This window comes from Bradyrhizobium sp. Mp27 (genome assembly GCF_029953005.1).
GTDB classification, from domain to species: Bacteria; Pseudomonadota; Alphaproteobacteria; order Rhizobiales; family Xanthobacteraceae; genus Bradyrhizobium; species Bradyrhizobium barranii.
On record NZ_JASAUS010000033.1, the window covers coordinates 1 to 17,253 of the forward strand.

Sequence of the window (17,253 nt, forward strand, 5' to 3'; positions counted from 1 at the left end):
CGTCAACGCATACAACGACAGAGCCGAGCCCTTCGTCTGGACCAAGAAAAAGGTCCGTCAACGCCGTTTCAAAGGCCGCCGTATCACTCAGCTCTGATTCCGGGTACTAGCATGAATTTCAACGTCCTGTCCTCCCCTGCCAGCAGCTGCATCGGCCCATGCGCCTCGCCCACCCGTCAGCTCAAGACGCCGCTTGCGCTCGCCTCTCGATCAACGGCGCCGCGTCGTGATGGAGCGCGTAACACTCGTAGCCGCAATAGGGCAGCAGCGTCTTCGCGTCGCGCAGATAGCCGCCGCTGATCTCCTCGCAGCACCATAGACAGAATGTCTTGCGGAAAGGGGTCCTGCCGTTCACCAATATGAATCTCACGTGGCACCTCCCAACGCAAAGCAGTAGACCGTGTCGACCAGAGAGGCGGACGGCGGCGGCGCGCAAAGATGGTTACGACCGTCGGGATTGTCCCTGTTTCGCTCGACCTTCTGGGATGGAATGAGGATGTACTTCCCGTCTTCCCGGCGCCGCGCGTAGATCCGGCCGTCGACGTATCGCACCTCGGTCGGATAGCAATCCGCGCTGTTGCAGCAGCTGAGCACGGGATTATCGGGCATGTGCCAGCTGGAATAGAACTTCTCGTGCAGGAGCTGATCCTGGAGCGGATGATGACGATGTGCACCATCCTGTCCGAGCTCGTCGGCCTTTACTCCCGTTACCAACGGAAGCGGCAGCGCGATCATCAAGAGGAGCTTGCAAGCACGGTTCAGCACGCAGCCTCCGGTTCAGAATTGCCGAATGGAGCCGATCGAAGGGCTAGTCCTCATGCCACCTGAAATCGAAACAACCATCGGCGGTCGCGTTCGCGGCGCGCCCTGAAGCGATCGAGACATTTTCTGGAGCACAGCGGCGTTCGCCAGGAATAATATCGGATCAGGCCAAACTTGCCGCTACAGACAGCGCAGGCTTTTACAGCAGGACCGCGCTCGGAGTGTTCAGGCGTATCGCACATCATGCTCTCCTCCCGGCTCTCATGGTCGTGGCTTCGCGCGTACGCTGACGCCCGACCATCCACGCTCGTTACTGAAATGCGGCCTCTCAATCGCGACCAGCCAATCGTGCGGCAGGTCGGGCAATGGACGCGGAGCTATCAGCAGCACATCGAGCTAATCGCCGGCTTGTGGCCTTGCACATCGCGTCCCTTCGATGGTTGTAAGACTAGTCCGCATGCAACGGACGACTCAATTGTACGGAGGTAAATGTGCGCTATGACTTGGGATGCGCGAGCTATACGTAGGTTTGTCCCGTAGTTTTTCGGGCCTTCGCCGCACCTTCGCAACGAGACGGCGCAAGGCCGGCAAGCTGCACGGCTGCCGCGAGTTTCGTCGCGGAGTCTACTTTGGTCGGAGGGAATTGCTCCCCTGGTTGCAAAGTGCTCTACTTGCTTCGACCCCTGCGAGCCGGGACGCCCGCGATGATGCCTGGCCAAATCGCGAAATTTGGGAATTCGGCCGCACAATTGCTGCTCGGCGGCCTCGCGGCGCTTCGATCTTTCGGCACCGGCGAGAAGGACAGTTCCGCGGTCGGTGATGACTCGCGACAGGACATCGTCGATCTACGCGACGCCGTGAAGCAGTGGCGCGAGGTGTTCGAGCACAATCCGGTCATGTACTTCATGGTCGATCCGGCCGGGACGGTGCTCAACGTGAACACGTTTGGCGCCGCACAATTGGGTTACACGGCGACCGAGTTGACCGGCCAATCCGTACTGAACGTCTTTTTCGAGGAAGACCGCGACTTCGTCCGTCAATGCGTAGGGCTGTGCCTGGAAACCGTGGACCAGTCGCACACCTGGGAAATTCGCAAGATCCGCAAGGACGGCTCGGTTCTCTGGGTCCGTGAAAACGCCAAGGCGATGCTGCGCGGCGACGGCACGCCGGTCGTGCTGGTCGCCTGCGAAAACATCACCCAGCGCAAAGAAGCGGAGGATGCGCTGCGGCAGAGCGAGGCCTACCTCGCCCAGGCTCAGGAACTAAGCCGCACCGGCAGCTTTGGCTTGAGCCCCGCGACCGACGAGATCTTCTGGTCGAGGGAAACCTTTCGCATTTTCCAATGTGACCCGACCATGCAGCCGAACCTGGGCTTCGTGTTTCAGCGCATCCATCCGGAGGACCGCGATGCGGTCCGCAAGACCCTTGATCGAGCCTTCCGCGAAGCGGAGGATTTCGACCATGAATATCGCCTGTTGATGCCGGATGGATCCATCAAATATCTCCATTCCGTGGCACGCGCGGTGAGACATGAATCCGGGCGCATCGCGTTCGCCGGCGCTGTCACCGATGTCACGATTGCAAAGGAGACAGAACAGAGGCTGCGCCGCAGTGAGGCCTATCTGGCCGAGGCCCAACGCCTCAGCCATACGAGCAGCTGGGCCTGGGACGTGCGTCGTCAGGAGTTTGCCTATCGATCGGCTGAACTCTACCGCCTGTTCGGATTTGAGCCGGACCAGATCGATATCCCGGCGCGGGCTTTCCAGCAACGGATCCTCGCCGATGACTTTCGACGAATTGCCGATGTGGAACGTCGCGCAATCCACCAGGGGGAGCCCTTCCAAATCGACTTTCGGATTGCGCGTCCGGACGGCTCGATAAGACGTGTCCATACGGAGGGACATCCCGTGAAAGGCGGCGATGGCGATGTGATGGAAATCATCGGCACGCACGTGGACGTCACCGAGCAGTTCGTCGCAAAAGAAGCCCTGCAAAAGGCCTTTGACGAGCTCAAGCAATCGGAGCAACGATTCCGCGACTATGCCGAAACCGCATCGGACTGGTTTTGGGAGACCGGGCCGGATCACCGCATCACACGGATATCGGAACACGCCGATACGGCCAGTCCGGTGCCGACGGGCTTGATCGGGCTGACCCGTTGGGACATTCCGCCCGATGCCGAGTTCGAGCCCGAGAAATGGGAGCAGCATCGCGCGGCGCTCGATGCCCACCTTCCGTTCCGCGACCTGGTTTACCGCAGCAAGGATCGCAACGGATCTCCGATTTACGTGCGCACCAGCGGCAAGCCCTTCCATGACGAGAACGGTAACTTCCTCGGCTACAGGGGCGTCAGCAGCGACGTGACGGCGGCGATCCGCACCGAGCAGGCCGAAGATGCCCTGCGCAAAGCGCAAGCCGAGCTCGCTCATGTCACGCGCATCACGACGCTCGGCGAGCTCACCGCCTCGATTGCCCACGAAATCAACCAGCCTCTCGCCGCCGTCATTTCCAATGCCGACGCCTGCATCGGCTGGCTCGGCCGCGACCCGGCCGATCTCGACGCTGCGCGCCGTTCGGTGGAATGGATCGTCGAGGACGCCAATCGGGCCAGCGAGGTGATCCGCCGGATCCGGGCGCTCGCGAAAAAGACCGAGATCGAGATGGTCCCAGTCGACATCAATCAGGTCGTGAGGGAGGTGATGGCTCTCGTGCGGCGCGAGCTCGCCACCCATGCCGTGTCGGTGCGGATGGAGTTGTCGTCCGGCCTGCCCAACATTTGCGGCGATCGGATCCAGCTCCAGCAGGTGCTGATCAACCTCGTCATGAACGGGATCGAAGCCATGCAAGCCAATGTCCAGCTCCCGCGCGAGCTGGCGATTCGCTCCAGTCAGGACGGCGACGGGCACCTGCTCCTTACCGTGACAGATCGCGGTGTCGGCCTTGACAGCGACGTGACCGACCGCATGTTCATGCCGTTCTTCACCACAAAGTCGAGCGGCCTGGGGATGGGACTGTCGATCTGCCGATCGATCATCGAGGCTCACGCGGGCCGGCTGTCGGCATTTCAAAATGATGGGAGCGGTGCAACATTCCAGATTGCCCTGCCCTTCCCACAAGAGGCCGCGTCGTGACTGACCAGGCCAAGCCAACACAGGTGCACGCACAAGCGGGGGCCGATGATCCGATCGTCCTGATCGTCGATGACGATCCGTCGATGCGGCGGGCGCTCACCAATCTCTTCCAATCGGTCGGCCTCAGGGTGGAGGCCTTCGGCTCGGCGGCGGAGGTCTTGGAAGCCAAGCCGCCGGTGGTCCCCAGTTGCCTCGTGCTCGACATCCGCCTGCCCGGCTCGAGCGGCTTCGACCTCCAGGCGGACCTCGTGAAGGCCGACATTCGCACGCCCATCATCTTCATCACCGGTCATGGCGATATCCCGATGACCGTCAGGGCCATGAAGAGTGGCGCCATCGATTTTCTGACCAAGCCGGTGCGCGACCAGGACATGCTGGATGCAGTCCAGGCTGCGATCGAACGCGATCGCAGGCGGCGCGATGCCGAGAAGTCGGTATCAAGCGTGCGCGCTCGCTTTGAAGGCCTGACGGCGCGTCAACGGGACATTCTCGCCCTGGTTGCGTCCGGCCTGATGAACAAGCAAGTCGCTGCCGAGCTCGGATTGGCTGAGATTACCGTCAAGATCTATCGCGGGCAGATCATGCGGAAGATGGGCGCGAAGTCATTGGCCGATCTCGTCAGAATGACCGAGACGCTCGGAATCCCACGCCCGGGGGGAAAAGTGCAAACCTAAGTATGCTTTTCAAGCTCGCCCCGAGGGCCCAACCTCCGGTGGGTGCTGTACCATGATCGGCGGCTCCCCGATCAGGAGCGATCATCTTGTCAGTCCTCTCGGTCATTTCCATCATTGACGATGATCCATCAGTCCGCCTCGCGACGAACAATCTCCTGACGTCGCGGGGATATACCGTCTGCATCTTTGGCTCCGCTCTCGAATTTCTCCAGTCGGCCGAACTGAAGACGACGTCCTGCGTGATCGCGGATGTGCAGATGTCGGTCATGGGCGGGGTTGATCTCCTGATGCATATGCGCGGCCTTGGTCACCGGACGCCGTTCATCTTCATGACCGCCTTTCCCGACGATGCCGTGCGCGACCGCGCGCTGAAAGCTGGCGCCATCTGCTTTCTCGCGAAACCGTTTTCAACGCCGGCTCTGATCAATTGCCTGGAGAAGGCCCTGTCGAAGCACAGCGAAGCCAAGACGTAACGCCGCGCCGCCACGGGTGCGGCGACTTGACGTTGTGGCCGGATCCGAAGAGGCAAGCCGCCTCAATCCACCTTGATGTTAGCGGCCTTGATAATTGGCCACCATTTGGCGATTTCCGCCTTCTGGCGGGCACCGAGCGCTTCGGGCGTGAGCTGATCCTTGGGCGTCATCTCAAGGCCCTGGCTCTCGAGCTGCTTCTTCACGGGGGGATCGTTCAGCGCTTCCACGGCGGCCGCATTGAGCTTGGTAACGATCTCCTTCGGCGTGCCCTTCGGCACCCAAAGGCCCGACCACAACGTCATGTTGAAGCCTTTCAGCCCCGCCTCGGCGGCCGTCGGAATGTCCGGCGCCGACGAGAGCCGCTTGTCGTCGGTAATGGCATAGGCGCGGATCGTGCCGGCGCGGACCTGGTTGATGGAGTTGGAGGTCTGATCGATGATGACGTCAATCTGGCCGGCGATGAGATCGTTCAGCGCGGGCGCCGTGCCGCGATACGGCACATATTGCAGCTTGATGCCGCTGACGCTCTCGAAATAGACACCGGCGATATGGCTGCCGGAGCCCGCGCCGGCGGTGCCGGCGGTCGGCGGCGACGGCCGCGACTTCAGCCACTCGATGAGCTCCTTCAGCGAAGTCGCGGGCACCGCGTTCTTGCTCACCACGATCATCGGATTGCTCGGCAGCAGCACCACCGGCTCGAGATCCGCGACGAGGTCGTATTTGAGCTTGTAGACGGCGCCGTTGGCAACATGGGTGCCGAGATGACCGAAGGAGATGGTGTAGCCGTCCGGCGCCGATTGCACGGCGCGCCCGACGCCGATCGAGCCGCCCGCGCCGGTGACATTCTCGATCACCAGCGGCTGGCCGAGCGTCACCCGCATGCGCTCGGCGAGCACGCGCGCCATCGCGTCCGACGGGCCTCCGGCGGCGAAGGGAACGATAACGGTGATGGGATGCGAGGGATAGTCGTCGGCGCGCGCGGCGCCGGTCACAGCGAGAATACCGAGCAGCCCGGCCCAGATGGCTTTCTTCATTGTCTTCTCCCCAGCGATGTCTTTGTTGTTTTTTGCGCCCTCCCGCGTACGGGAAGAGGGATCGGTCGTGAAGAGACGAAATGACGCGCCAGAGCGCGATCATCGCGCTCCGGCGGTCTGGTCGTGCCTAGAACTGCGTGTAGTCGATCGGCTTGTGGCGATCGAGCGTGCGGGTCACCGGCGGCAGCGGGTATTTCAAGCCGGTCGCGCAGTTGAACAGCATCACGCGGTCGGTCTTGCTGACGCGGCCGTCGGCAAGGCTGTCCTTGTAGGCGGCGTAGGTCGCGGCACCCTCGGGACAGAGCAACAGCCCCTCCTCGCGTGCGACTTCGTTCAGCGCCGCCGAGATCTTGTCGTCGTCGACCGCAATGGCGAAACCCTTGCTCTCGCGCACGGCGCGCAGGATCAGGAAGTCGCCGATCGCCTGCGGCACGCGGATGCCCGACGCAATCGTGCGGGCGTCCTCCCAGCGCGTCGCGTGCTCGGTGCCGGCGTCATAGGCCCGCACCATCGGCGCGCAACCCGACGCCTGCACCGCGACCATGCGCGGGCGCTTGGAGCCGATGAACCCGATCTTCTCCAGCTCGTCGAAGGCCTTCCACATGCCGATCAGGCCGGTGCCGCCGCCGGTCGGATAGAAGATCACGTCGGGCACGTCCCAGCCGAGCTGCTCGGCGAGCTCCAGGCCCATCGTCTTCTTGCCCTCGATGCGGTACGGCTCCTTGAGCGTGGACGTATCGAACCAGCCGACTTTTGCCTTGCCTTCGCCGACGATCTTGCCGCAATCGTCGATATAGCCGTTGACGCGATAGACGGTCGCACCCTGAAGCTCGATCTCGCTGACGTTCACCTCGGGCGTGTCGGCCGGGCAGAAGATCGTGGTCTTGATACCGCACGACGTGGCATAAGCCGCGAGCGCCGCGCCGGCATTGCCGTTGGTCGGCATCGCCATGTGCTTGATGCCGAGCGCCTTGCCCATCGACACCGCCATCACGAGGCCGCGCGCCTTGAACGAGCCGGTCGGCAGGCGTCCCTCGTCCTTGACGATGATCTCGCCGCCGCCAAGCTTGGCGCCAAGCTTCGGCAGCCGGATCAGCGGCGTCGTGACCTCGCCGAGCGAGACGATGTCCTTGCATTTGCGCACAGGCAAGAGCTCGCGGTAGCGCCACATGTCGCCGGGACGCTGGGCAAGCGCATCCTTGGTCAGCGCCTTCTTCACGCCCGCGAGGTCGTAGCGCACCAAAAGCGGCTTGCCGGCCTTGGAGAGATTGTGGACCTGGTCGGCGGCGTAATGATCGCCCTCCATCGCGCATTCCAGGTGCGTGACGAAGGTCGGGCGTTCGATGGTGAGATTGTCGTTATCGTGCATGGGTTGGTTTCCTTCTTATTTTACAAACGTCTCTCTGCTCGTCATTGCGAGCGAAGCGAAGCAATCCAGAATCTTTCCGCAGACACCGTCTGGATTGCTTCGCTGCGCGCGCAATGACGGCGGCGGGCGGCAATGGCGCCCATCAAATATTCAACACCCTTCCATACGCATCAAGCACGGCTTCCTTCATCATCTCCGACAGGGTCGGATGCGGGAACACCGTGTGCATCAGCTCTTCTTCGGTCGTCTCCAGGTTCATCGCGACGACGTAGCCCTGGATCAGCTCGGTGACTTCAGCACCGACCATGTGGGCCCCGAGGAGCTGGCCGGTCTTCTTGTCGAAGATCACCTTGACCAGGCCCTGGTCTTCGCCGAGCGCAATCGCCTTGCCGTTGCCGACGAACGGGAAACGGCCGACGCGGATCTCCCGGCCGCTTTCCTTGGCCTTGGCTTCGGTGAGGCCGACGGAGGCGACCTGCGGCTGGCAATAGGTGCAGCCCGGGATCAGGTTCTTGTCGATGGGATGCGGATGCAGGCCCTTGATGGCCTCGACGCAGATCACGCCTTCATGCTCGGCCTTGTGCGCCAACATCGGCGGACCGGCGACGTCGCCGATGGCGTAGATGCCGGGGACGTTGGTCTTGCCGTAGCCGTCGATCACGATACAGCCGCGGTCGGTCTTCACGCCGAGCTTTTCCAGGCCGAGATCCTCGATATTGCCGACGACGCCGACCGCCGAGATCACGCGCTCGAACTCGGTGGTGACGGGCTTCCCCTTGCCGTCGTCGATGGTGGCGACGACGCTGTCGGCCTTCTTCTCCAGCTTCGTGACCTTGGTCGAGGACATGATCTTGATGCCCTGCTTCTCCAGCCGCTTGCGCGCAAGGCCGGCGATCTCGGCGTCCTCGACGGGCAGGATCTGCGGCAGCACCTCGACCACGGTGACGTCGGAGCCCATGGTGTGGAAGAACGAGGCGAACTCGATGCCGATCGCGCCGGAGCCGACGACCAGCAGCGATTTCGGCATCTTCTCCGGGACCATCGCCTCGAAATAGGTCCAGATCAGCTTCTTGTCGGGCTCGAGCCCCGGCAGCACGCGCGGCCGCGCCCCGGTCGCAATGATGATGTGCTTGGCTTGGTAGCTCCCCTCGCCCAGCGCACCCTTGGGGCCCTCGACGTCGGACTTCTTCACGGTGACCTTGCCGGGCGCGTCGATCGAGGCCGCGCCCCAGATCACGCTGACCTTGTTCTTCTTCATCAGGAAACCGACGCCGTCGTTCAGCCGCTTCGAGACGCCGCGCGAACGCTGCACCACCGCCTTCGGGTCGAACGAGACCTTCTCCGCCGACAGGCCGTAATCCTTGGCGTGCTGCATGTAGTGGTAGATCTCGGCGGAGCGCAGCAGCGCCTTGGTTGGAATGCAGCCCCAGTTCAGGCAGATGCCGCCGAGATAGGATTTCTCGACGATCGCAACCTTGAAGCCAAGCTGGGCGGCTCGGATCGCGGTGACATAGCCGCCGGGGCCGGAGCCGATGATGATGACGTCGAAGGATGTATCGGCCATGGCGGCTCCCGTTCAACTCAAGCGGTCGTTGCGCCGCGGGCGCGGCGATTGCGGATGTAGCTTCTGATCAGCCATTCCGAGAGAATGGCGGCCGCCATGACGGCGAAGATTGTGAGCGCGATCGGCGCCCAGATGTTGCGCGACAGCGCCTCGCCGGCGAAGAAGGCGGAGTCAACGATGTCGCGGCCGAGCGGGCTGAGCGTGAGGATCAGCGAGACCAGCATCGAGATCCCGGGCCAGCGCGTCGTCATGCGCCATCTCAGACCATCATCATGACGGGATTTTCGATCAGCTGCTTGAACGCGCCGATCAGCTCGGCGCCAAGCGCGCCGTCGATGGCGCGGTGATCACAGGACAAGGTCACGCTCATCATGTGCGCAATCTCGATCTTGCCGCCACGGACGACGGGCCGCTCCTCGCTGGTGCCGACCGCGAGGATCGTCGCATGCGGCGGATTGATCACGGCGGTGAAGTGGCTGATACCGAACATGCCAAGGTTGGAGACCGCGGTGGTGCCGCCCTGGTATTCCTCGGGCTTCAGCTTGCGCGAGCGGGCGCGCGCGGCAAAATCCTTCATCTCGTTGGAGATGGTGGAGAGCGTCTTGGTCTCTGCCTTGCGGATGATCGGCGTGATCAGGCCGCCGGGCATCGCCACGGCGACACCGACGTCGGAATGGTGGTGCTTGACCATGCCGCTTTCGGTCCAGCTCACATTGCAGTTCGGGATTCTCTGGAGCGCAACGGCCATCGCCTTGATGACGAAGTCGTTGACCGAGATCTTGTAGAGCGGCTTCTTCTCCTTGTCCTTGGGAGCAGCCGCATTGATCTCCTCGCGCGCGGCGAGCAGCTTGCCGATGTCGCAGTCGATGGTGAGGTAGAAGTGCGGGACGTTCTGGATCGATGCGGTCAGGCGCTGCGCGATCGTGCGGCGCATGCCGTCGTGCGGGACGATCTCGTAGGAGCCGGGCTCGAACAGCGACAGGATCTGCTTGTCCGACATGGTCGGCGCGATCGAGGGCGCCCCCGACGGCGCAGCGGCAGGCGCCTTCAGGCCCTTGCCGGACTTGGCCTGCTCGACGTCACGCGCCACCACGCGGCCGTGCGGGCCGGTGCCCGTCACCATCGACACGTCGATGCCTGCATCCTTGGCGAGACGGCGCGCGAGCGGCGATGAGAACACGCGGCCGCCATGGCCGTTGCTCTGCGCGGCTGGAGCAGCGGCCTGCGGCGCCGGTGCAGCGGCAGGCGACGGCGCAGCCTTGGGTGCGGCAGGCATAGCTGCGGGAGCCGGCGCGGCGGCGGGCGCTTCAGCAGCTTTCGGAGGTGCGGCCGAAGCAGTGGGCTTGGCGGCACCAGCCGCCTTCACGTCCTCGCCCTCGCCGGCGAGCACGGCGATCACGTCGTTGACCGGGACGTCCTGCGTGCCCTCGGGCACGAGGATCTTGGCGATCGTGCCTTCGTCGATCGCCTCGACCTCCATGGTCGCCTTGTCGGTCTCGATCTCGGCGATGACATCGCCGGATTTGACCTTGTCGCCTTCCTTCTTCAGCCATTTGGCGAGGTTGCCCTTCTCCATTGTCGGCGAGAGAGCGGGCATCAGGATGTTGATGGGCATGCTGACCTCAAGAAGAACTTTGCAATACGTCGTCTCCGACAGCGAAGACGACCAGGTTTAGTTGCCGATGTCGCCCTGCCACAGGCGCTCGTTGGCAGGGATGGAACGCCAATTCTTCATCATGGTGATGGAGCGGTCGTCGGCAAGGTCGATCCAGGGGATGTCGAACTTGTCGAGGATGTCCTTGGAGCCCGGGAAGGTGACGGATTCCCCGATCACCACCAGCTTCACCTTGAACAGAGCGAGTGCGCCGGCGCACATCGAGCATGGCGACAGCGTGGTGTACATGACGGTGTCGTGGAACGAGATCACGCCGGCTTCGCGCAGGCAGCTCATCTCGCCGTGGAGGATGACGTTCTTTTCCTGCACGCGGTTATTGTGGCCGCGGGCGATGATCTCATTGCCGCGCGTCAGCACGGCGCCGATCGGCAGGCCGCCCTGCGCGATCGAGGCCTCCGCCTCGCGGATCGCCTCCAGCATGAAATCGAAATGACGGGCTTCGATCGCCACGATCAGTGCCCCTTCCCGCGCGGTGTCGTCGTGCCCGTATCGGTCGGCCGTTCAATCTCCGCCTGGAACATCTCGAGGATCCGGCTCAGCGCGTCCTCCTCGGTATATTCGCTCTCGCGCGCATAGGCGCGCGCGGCGTGACGGGCGAGATCGACGAGCAGGAGGCCCCACATGTCGGGCTCCTCGAAGGCGCGCTGGAACGCCATCGACAGCCCGCCGTCCAGCACGAATACGCGCAGGATCTCGACCGCATCGTCGCGGGCGAGGACGTCGGGTGGCAATGGCTGCTCCTTCGGGCCCGCCATGATCTACCTGTAGCAGACGGCTTTGGCGGCCTCGACCACTTCGGCTGCCGACGGCAGCGCGAGCTTCTCCAGGTTCGCGGCATAGGGCATCGGGACGTCCTTGCCGGAGACGCGCGCGACCGGCGCATCCAGATAGTCGAAGGCGTTCTCCATGATGCGCGCGGCGATCTCGGCGCCGACGCCGCTCTGCGCCCAGCCCTCTTCCACCGTGACCGCACGACCGGTCTTCTTGACCGAGTTGACGATGGTCTCGGTGTCCATCGGCCGCAGCGTGCGCAGGTCGATCACCTCGGCCTCGATACCGTCCTTGGCGAGTTCGTCGGCGGCCTTCAGCGCATAGGTCATGCCGTTCGACCAGGAGATGATGGTGACATGGCTGCCCGAACGCACGATGCGCGCCTTGCCGATCGGGATGACGAAGTCATCGAGCTTCGGCACTTCGCCGGTATGGCCGTAGAGCACCTCGTTCTCGAGGAAGATCACCGGATTGGGGTCGCGGATCGCAGCCTTGAGCAGGCCCTTGTAGTCCGCTGCGGAGAACGGCGCGACCACCTTGAGACCCGGGACGTTGGAATACCAGGACGAGTAGTCCTGGCTGTGCTGGGCGGCGACGCGCGCGGCGGCGCCGTTCGGGCCGCGGAACACGATCGAGCAGCCCATCTGGCCGCCGGACATGTAGAGCGTCTTCGCCGCTGAGTTGATGATCTGGTCGATCGCCTGCATGGCGAAGTTGAAGGTCATGAACTCGACGATCGGCTTCAGCCCGGTCATGGCAGCGCCGACGCCGATGCCGGCAAAGCCGTGTTCGGTGATCGGCGTGTCGATCACGCGCCTGGCGCCGAACTCCTGGAGCAGGCCCTGCGTCACCTTGTAGGCGCCCTGGTATTCGGCGACCTCTTCGCCCATCACGAAGACGTCGGCGTCGCGGCGCATCTCTTCGGCCATCGCGTCGCGCAGCGCTTCGCGGATGGTCTGCGTTACCATCTCGGTGCCGGCGGGCACTTCGGGATCGGGTTCGGCGACGGCCTGGGGTGCAGGCGCGGCCTTGGGCGCCGAGATCATCGGCTTGCCTTCGCCGACCGGCGAGCGGGATTCGGCGACTTCCTGCGCGACGCTCGGCGCGGGCGCGGCCGGCGCCTTGGCGAGATCGGCGGCCGTCTCGCCATCGGCGAGAATGGTCGCGATCGGCGTGTTCACGGCAACGTCGGCGGTGCCCTCGGGGATCAGGATCTTGCCGAGCGTACCTTCATCGGTCGCCTCGACCTCCATGGTCGCCTTGTCGGTCTCGATCTCGGCGATGACGTCGCCCGACTTGATCGTCTCGCCCTCTTTCTTCAGCCACTTGGCAAGGTTGCCCTTCTCCATCGTGGGCGACAACGCGGGCATCAGCACTTGAATTGGCATATCGACTCCAAGAGAAAGCTTGCGCGCGTTCAGCGATAAATGTCGGTCCAGAGCTCGGCGGCATCCGGCTCGGGATCATGCTGGGCGAAGTCGGCGGACGCATTGACGATGTCGCGGACCTCGGCGTCGATCGCCTTGAGATCGGCCTCGCTCACCTTGGCCGCGAGCAGGCGGTTGCGCACCTGCTCGATCGGGTCCTGGTCGTGGCGGACTTTTTCGACCTCTTCGCGCGTTCTGTACTTGGCGGGGTCGGACATCGAGTGGCCGCGATAGCGGTAGGTCTGCATCTCCAGGATGAAGGGGCCCTTGCCGGCACGGCACCAGGCCGCCGCCTCCTCGCCCGCGGCCTTCACGGCGCGGACATCCATGCCGTCGACCTGCATGCCGGGGATGTTGAAGGACGCGCCGCGCTTGGAGAAATCCTGCTGTGCCGAAGCGCGCGACACCGCGGTGCCCATGGCGTAGCGGTTGTTCTCGATGACGTAGATCACCGGCAGCTTCCAGAGCTCCGCCATGTTGAAGCTCTCATAGACCTGGCCCTGGTTGGCCGCGCCGTCGCCGAAATAGGTGACGCTGACATTGTCGTTACCACGATAATGGTTGGCGAAGGCCAGACCCGTGCCGAGCGAGACCTGGGCGCCGACGATGCCGTGGCCGCCGTAGAAGTGCTTCTCCTTGCTGAACATGTGCATGGAGCCGCCCTTGCCCTTGGAATAGCCGCCGCGCCGGCCGGTGAGCTCGGCCATGACGCCGTTGGCCTCCATGCCGGTGGCAAGCATATGACCGTGGTCGCGATAGCCGGTGATGACCTGATCGCCCTGCTTGAGGGCCATCTGCATGCCGACCACCACGGCCTCCTGGCCGATATAGAGGTGGCAGAAGCCGCCGATCGCGCCCATGCCGTAGAGCTGGCCGGCCTTTTCCTCGAACCGCCGGATCAGGAGCATGTCGCGGAGCGCTTTGAGCTCCTGCTCTCTGGTGAATTCCGGGGGCGAACCGCCGTCGGTCTTGTCCTGTGGAGTGCTTGCGGCGGCTTTCTTGGGTGCGGCCATGGGAATTCCGGGTCAGAGAAAACTTCAGCCCTCTCTAACCCAAGTCAAACGCCCTTGGAAAGGACCGCGGCGGCATGGCTCGACTTTCATTATGCCGCACTGCAACGTGGCCGAAACTTTGCAAAACCTTTGGCGCCGATCGGGCAACTTTAGCTCACCGGTCAGCGAAGGGAACGTGAGCAGCCAACGCAAAGAAATCGGACGCGCTGTTTTGTATCCGAAATCCCACGCGCGTCCGATTCGCCGTGCCGGCCTTACCAGCCCAACTCGCGTAAATACGCGGCGCGGACGGCAACGCCGGTATGCGTGAAGTCGCTGAAGACCCCATCGACGCCGAGCCGGTAGAATTTGAGATATTCAAGGCTCGGGTCGCCGCGATAGTCGGCAGCAAGATATTTCTTCTCGTTCCGAAACGTGAAGACATGGACGAAAAGACCGAGCTTGTGCGCGTCCGCGACAAGGCTGGTCGCGTCCTGCGTCGAAGCCTCCGGCGTCGATCCCTTGTAGGGCGTGCCGTCGGCATTTGCGTCCTTCCACGGCGCGATCTTGAGCGGAACGATATATGCCTTCCACGGACCGATGCCCTCGGCATAGGTCTTGATCTCGGCAAGCCCCTCGGGCGTCAGCATCGCATCGTACAAGCGCGCATCGCCCGCAACCGTCCAGTCGAACGGGCGCGAATTCGTGATGTTGTTGAGGAGAACCTTGCCGGTTTTGAAGTCGATTCCGTTGCCGTCGACGAGTTGGACCTGCCGCGTCTGGAGGCCGTGGCTGCGCATATATTTCAGGCTGCCGGGTTCGAAGCTCTGGACCAGGATGGGAGCGTCCTTGGTATTGAGGCTGTTATCCCTGATGATCTTGATCAAGGCATCCTCGAGCGGACGGCTGCCGGCCGCGCCGCAGCCATTGGCGATCGCCTGGGCATTGTTCCAGGTCGGGTTCTTGGTTTCGGGATAGACGAGGCTGGACCGCCCGGTCTCCTTGCTCTTGACCTTGGCGATGTCGATGACGTCCTGGAAGCTGATGATCGAGAGCTTGCCGTTGAAGACTTTCGGCCGCTCGTTGGCCGCGTCATAGGTGGTGCCGCCGATCCATTGCTTCAGCTCGGCCATGGTGAAGTCGCTGATCGACCAATCGTTGGTATGATCCTCGCCGTCCACGATCAGCGACTTCAGCACCGACTTGGGATCGGCCGGGTCGCTGAGATCCGTCAGGTAGTCGGCAGGCACGCCGGTGGCCGACGGGGCCTTGACGCGCACACCGGGCACGGTGCGCTTGCGGGCGGCGACGGCCGCATTGGTCTTCGCCACCTCGGCAATGTTGGTGTTGTCGCTCAGCCAGGGGTTATGACGCACGACCAGAACGCAATCCTTGGTCAGGTGCAAATCCTCTTCGAGTGCATCGGTCCCGAGCGCCGCGGCGAGGTCGTACGACGCCTCGGTCTCTTCAGGTACCAGGCCCGGCAAGCCGCGATGGCCAAGGACCAGTGGCGCCTTTCCATCGACGGTCAGGAAGGGCTTGGCGCTGGCCGGCGCCGGGCCGGACTGTGCAAAGGCCATCGACAGCGGCAGCACTGCCGCGCCGAGCAGCATCGCTGCGACACTCATTGTCCGTCCTGAACGACTGTTCCGCATCACCAAGCCTCCGTCTTTGCCCGGCATCGCTTCGAATGCCGCGGGCGCCGAACCGGATACGGTCGGCGCTGTCGTATTGTCTCAAGACTCTGACAGACGGATGACGACGGAGAGGGCAGCGCAAAGTTGCGCCACCCTCTCCTACCCCATCAGATCTTGCCCGATCGGATCTAGCCCGATCAGAAGAAGCCAAGCTTCTTCGGGCTGTAGCTGACCAGGAGATTCTTGGTCTGCTGGTAGTGATCGAGCATCATCTTGTGGGTCTCGCGACCGACGCCCGACTGCTTGTAGCCGCCGAACGCGGCATGCGCAGGATAGGCATGGTAGCAGTTGGTCCAGACCCGGCCGGCCTGGATGGCCCGGCCGAAGCGGTAGCAGCGGTTGGCATCGCGACTCCAGACGCCGGCTCCCAAGCCGTAGAGCGTGTCGTTGGCGATCGCGAGCGCTTCGTCATCGGTCTTGAAGGTTGTGACCGAGACGACGGGACCAAAGATCTCCTCCTGGAAGATTCGCATCTTGTTGTGGCCCTCGAACACCGTCGGCTGGACGTAGAAGCCGCCGGACAGATCGCCGCCGAGCTCGGCACGGCCGCCGCCGGCCAGCACCTTGGCGCCCTCCTGCTTGCCGATGTCGATATAGGAGAGGATCTTGGCGAGCTGCTCGCTGGATGCCTGCGCGCCGATCATGGTGTCGGCCGCACGCGGATCGCCCTGCTTGATCGCGGCGACGCGCTTCAGCGCCCGCTCCATGAAGCGGTCGTAGATGTCGGCGTGGACAATCGCCCGGCTCGGACAGGTGCAGACCTCGCCCTGGTTCAGCGCGAACATCACAAAACCTTCGATCGCCTTGTCGAAGAAGTCGTCGTCCTCGGCGGTGACGTCGTTGAAGAAGATGTTCGGCGACTTGCCGCCGAGCTCGAGCGTGACCGGGATCAGGTTCTGGCTGGCATATTGCATGATCAGCCGGCCCGTGGAGGTCTCGCCGGTGAAGGCGATTTTCGCGATCCGCGGGCTGGACGCGAGCGGCTTGCCGGCTTCGAGGCCAAAGCCATTGACGATGTTGAGGACGCCGGGCGGCAGGAGATCGCCGATGATCTCGGCCCAGACCATGATCGAGGCCGGGGTCTGCTCGGCCGGCTTGAGCACGACGCAATTACCGGCGGCGAGCGCCGGCGCGAGCTTCCAGCACGCCATCAGCAGCGGGAAGTTCCAGGGGATGATCTGGCCGACCACGCCGAGCGGCTCGTGGAAATGATAGGCGATGGTGTCGTGGTCGATCTCGCCGATCGAGCCTTCCTGTGCGCGCACCACGCCGGCGAAATAGCGGAAATGATCGATCGCGAGTGGCAGGTCGGCGGCGCGGGTCTCGCGGATCGGCTTGCCGTTGTCCCAGGTCTCGGCAATCGCAAGACGCTCCAGATTCTCTTCCATCCGGTCGGCGATCCGGTTCAGGATCGCGGCGCGCTCGGCGACGCTGGTGCGTCCCCAGGCGCCCTTGGCGGCGTGCGCCGCATCGAGGGCGGCATCGACGTCCTGCGCATCGGAACGCGCGATCTTGCAGACGATCTGGCCGTTCACCGGCGAGGCGTTGTCAAAGTACTTGCCGGAGATTGGCGCGACGAATTTGCCGCCGATGAAATTGTCATAGCGTTCGGCGAAGGGAACCTGGGTGACGCCGAGGAATTCCACCTTGTTCATTGATCACTCCCGATGTTTGCTGTTTGCGC

Annotated in this window: 16 protein-coding genes; 3 read left to right on the top strand and 13 right to left on the bottom strand. The window is 63.4% G+C overall.

Features of this window, described 5'->3' with window-relative positions; genetic code table 11:
• Positions 1-181: 181 nt before the first annotated feature.
• A complete protein-coding gene (locus QJT78_RS18545; RefSeq protein WP_155257808.1) occupies positions 182-370 on the bottom strand; it encodes a hypothetical protein in 189 nt (62 codons plus the stop codon).
• The gene (locus tag QJT78_RS18550; protein WP_014495024.1) at positions 367-765 is read right to left on the bottom strand and encodes a hypothetical protein; all 399 of its coding nucleotides are present in this window, start codon (positions 763-765) and stop codon (positions 367-369) included. The genes QJT78_RS18545 and QJT78_RS18550 overlap by 4 nt, the downstream gene beginning before the upstream one ends.
• A 701-nt stretch (positions 766-1,466) precedes the next feature.
• Here QJT78_RS18550 and QJT78_RS18555 point away from each other — a divergent pair.
• From QJT78_RS18555 to QJT78_RS18565, 3 genes are all read left to right on the top strand, one after another.
• Complete coding sequence (locus QJT78_RS18555; protein ID WP_038953108.1) at positions 1,467-3,893, top strand: PAS domain S-box protein; 2,427 nt, start codon at positions 1,467-1,469, stop codon at positions 3,891-3,893.
• Positions 3,890-4,567, top strand: a complete 678-nt coding sequence (locus QJT78_RS18560; RefSeq protein ID WP_028149587.1) for a response regulator transcription factor — start codon at positions 3,890-3,892, stop codon at positions 4,565-4,567. Before QJT78_RS18555 ends, QJT78_RS18560 begins: the two co-directional genes overlap by 4 nt.
• Positions 4,568-4,653: 86 nt before the next feature.
• The gene (locus tag QJT78_RS18565; RefSeq protein ID WP_028149588.1) at positions 4,654-5,040 is read left to right on the top strand and encodes a response regulator; all 387 of its coding nucleotides are present in this window, start codon (positions 4,654-4,656) and stop codon (positions 5,038-5,040) included.
• Between the two features lie 62 nt (positions 5,041-5,102).
• On the opposite strand, the gene QJT78_RS18570 is transcribed toward QJT78_RS18565, so the two are convergent.
• From QJT78_RS18570 to adh, 11 genes are all read right to left on the bottom strand, one after another.
• The gene (locus tag QJT78_RS18570) at positions 5,103-6,074 is read right to left on the bottom strand and encodes a tripartite tricarboxylate transporter substrate binding protein BugD (RefSeq protein WP_028149589.1); all 972 of its coding nucleotides are present in this window, start codon (positions 6,072-6,074) and stop codon (positions 5,103-5,105) included.
• Positions 6,075-6,201: 127 nt separating this feature from the next.
• A complete protein-coding gene (locus QJT78_RS18575; RefSeq protein ID WP_028149590.1) occupies positions 6,202-7,443 on the bottom strand; it encodes a threonine synthase in 1,242 nt (413 codons plus the stop codon).
• 142 nt (positions 7,444-7,585) lie between these two features.
• Positions 7,586-9,007, bottom strand: coding sequence for a dihydrolipoyl dehydrogenase (lpdA, locus tag QJT78_RS18580; protein WP_038943067.1), 1,422 nt, complete (start codon positions 9,005-9,007; stop codon positions 7,586-7,588).
• Between the two features lie 17 nt (positions 9,008-9,024).
• Positions 9,025-9,258 carry a hypothetical protein gene (locus QJT78_RS18585; RefSeq protein WP_028149592.1) on the bottom strand — a complete coding sequence of 78 codons (234 nt, stop codon included), beginning with the start codon at positions 9,256-9,258 and terminating at the stop codon, positions 9,025-9,027.
• An 8-nt stretch (positions 9,259-9,266) separates the two neighbouring features.
• Positions 9,267-10,622, bottom strand: coding sequence for a pyruvate dehydrogenase complex dihydrolipoamide acetyltransferase (locus QJT78_RS18590; RefSeq protein ID WP_028149593.1), 1,356 nt, complete (start codon positions 10,620-10,622; stop codon positions 9,267-9,269).
• A 57-nt stretch (positions 10,623-10,679) separates the two neighbouring features.
• On the bottom strand, positions 10,680-11,132 hold the full coding sequence (locus QJT78_RS18595; protein WP_028149594.1) for a nucleoside deaminase: 453 nt from the start codon (positions 11,130-11,132) through the stop codon (positions 10,680-10,682).
• Positions 11,133-11,134: 2 nt separating this feature from the next.
• Complete coding sequence (locus QJT78_RS18600) at positions 11,135-11,437, bottom strand: DUF5076 domain-containing protein (protein ID WP_028149595.1); 303 nt, start codon at positions 11,435-11,437, stop codon at positions 11,135-11,137.
• Positions 11,438-11,440: 3 nt separating this feature from the next.
• Positions 11,441-12,841, bottom strand: a complete 1,401-nt coding sequence (locus QJT78_RS18605; RefSeq protein WP_028149596.1) for a pyruvate dehydrogenase complex E1 component subunit beta — start codon at positions 12,839-12,841, stop codon at positions 11,441-11,443.
• Between the two features lie 29 nt (positions 12,842-12,870).
• Positions 12,871-13,893, bottom strand: coding sequence for a pyruvate dehydrogenase (acetyl-transferring) E1 component subunit alpha (pdhA, locus tag QJT78_RS18610; protein ID WP_014495012.1), 1,023 nt, complete (start codon positions 13,891-13,893; stop codon positions 12,871-12,873).
• Positions 13,894-14,147: 254 nt separating this feature from the next.
• Positions 14,148-15,500 (bottom strand): glycerophosphodiester phosphodiesterase family protein, encoded by a 1,353-nt coding sequence (locus QJT78_RS18615; RefSeq protein WP_038975827.1) that lies wholly within the window; start codon positions 15,498-15,500, stop codon positions 14,148-14,150.
• Between the two features lie 206 nt (positions 15,501-15,706).
• The gene (adh, locus tag QJT78_RS18620; RefSeq protein WP_028149598.1) at positions 15,707-17,224 is read right to left on the bottom strand and encodes an aldehyde dehydrogenase; all 1,518 of its coding nucleotides are present in this window, start codon (positions 17,222-17,224) and stop codon (positions 15,707-15,709) included.
• Positions 17,225-17,253: the final 29 nt, after the last annotated feature.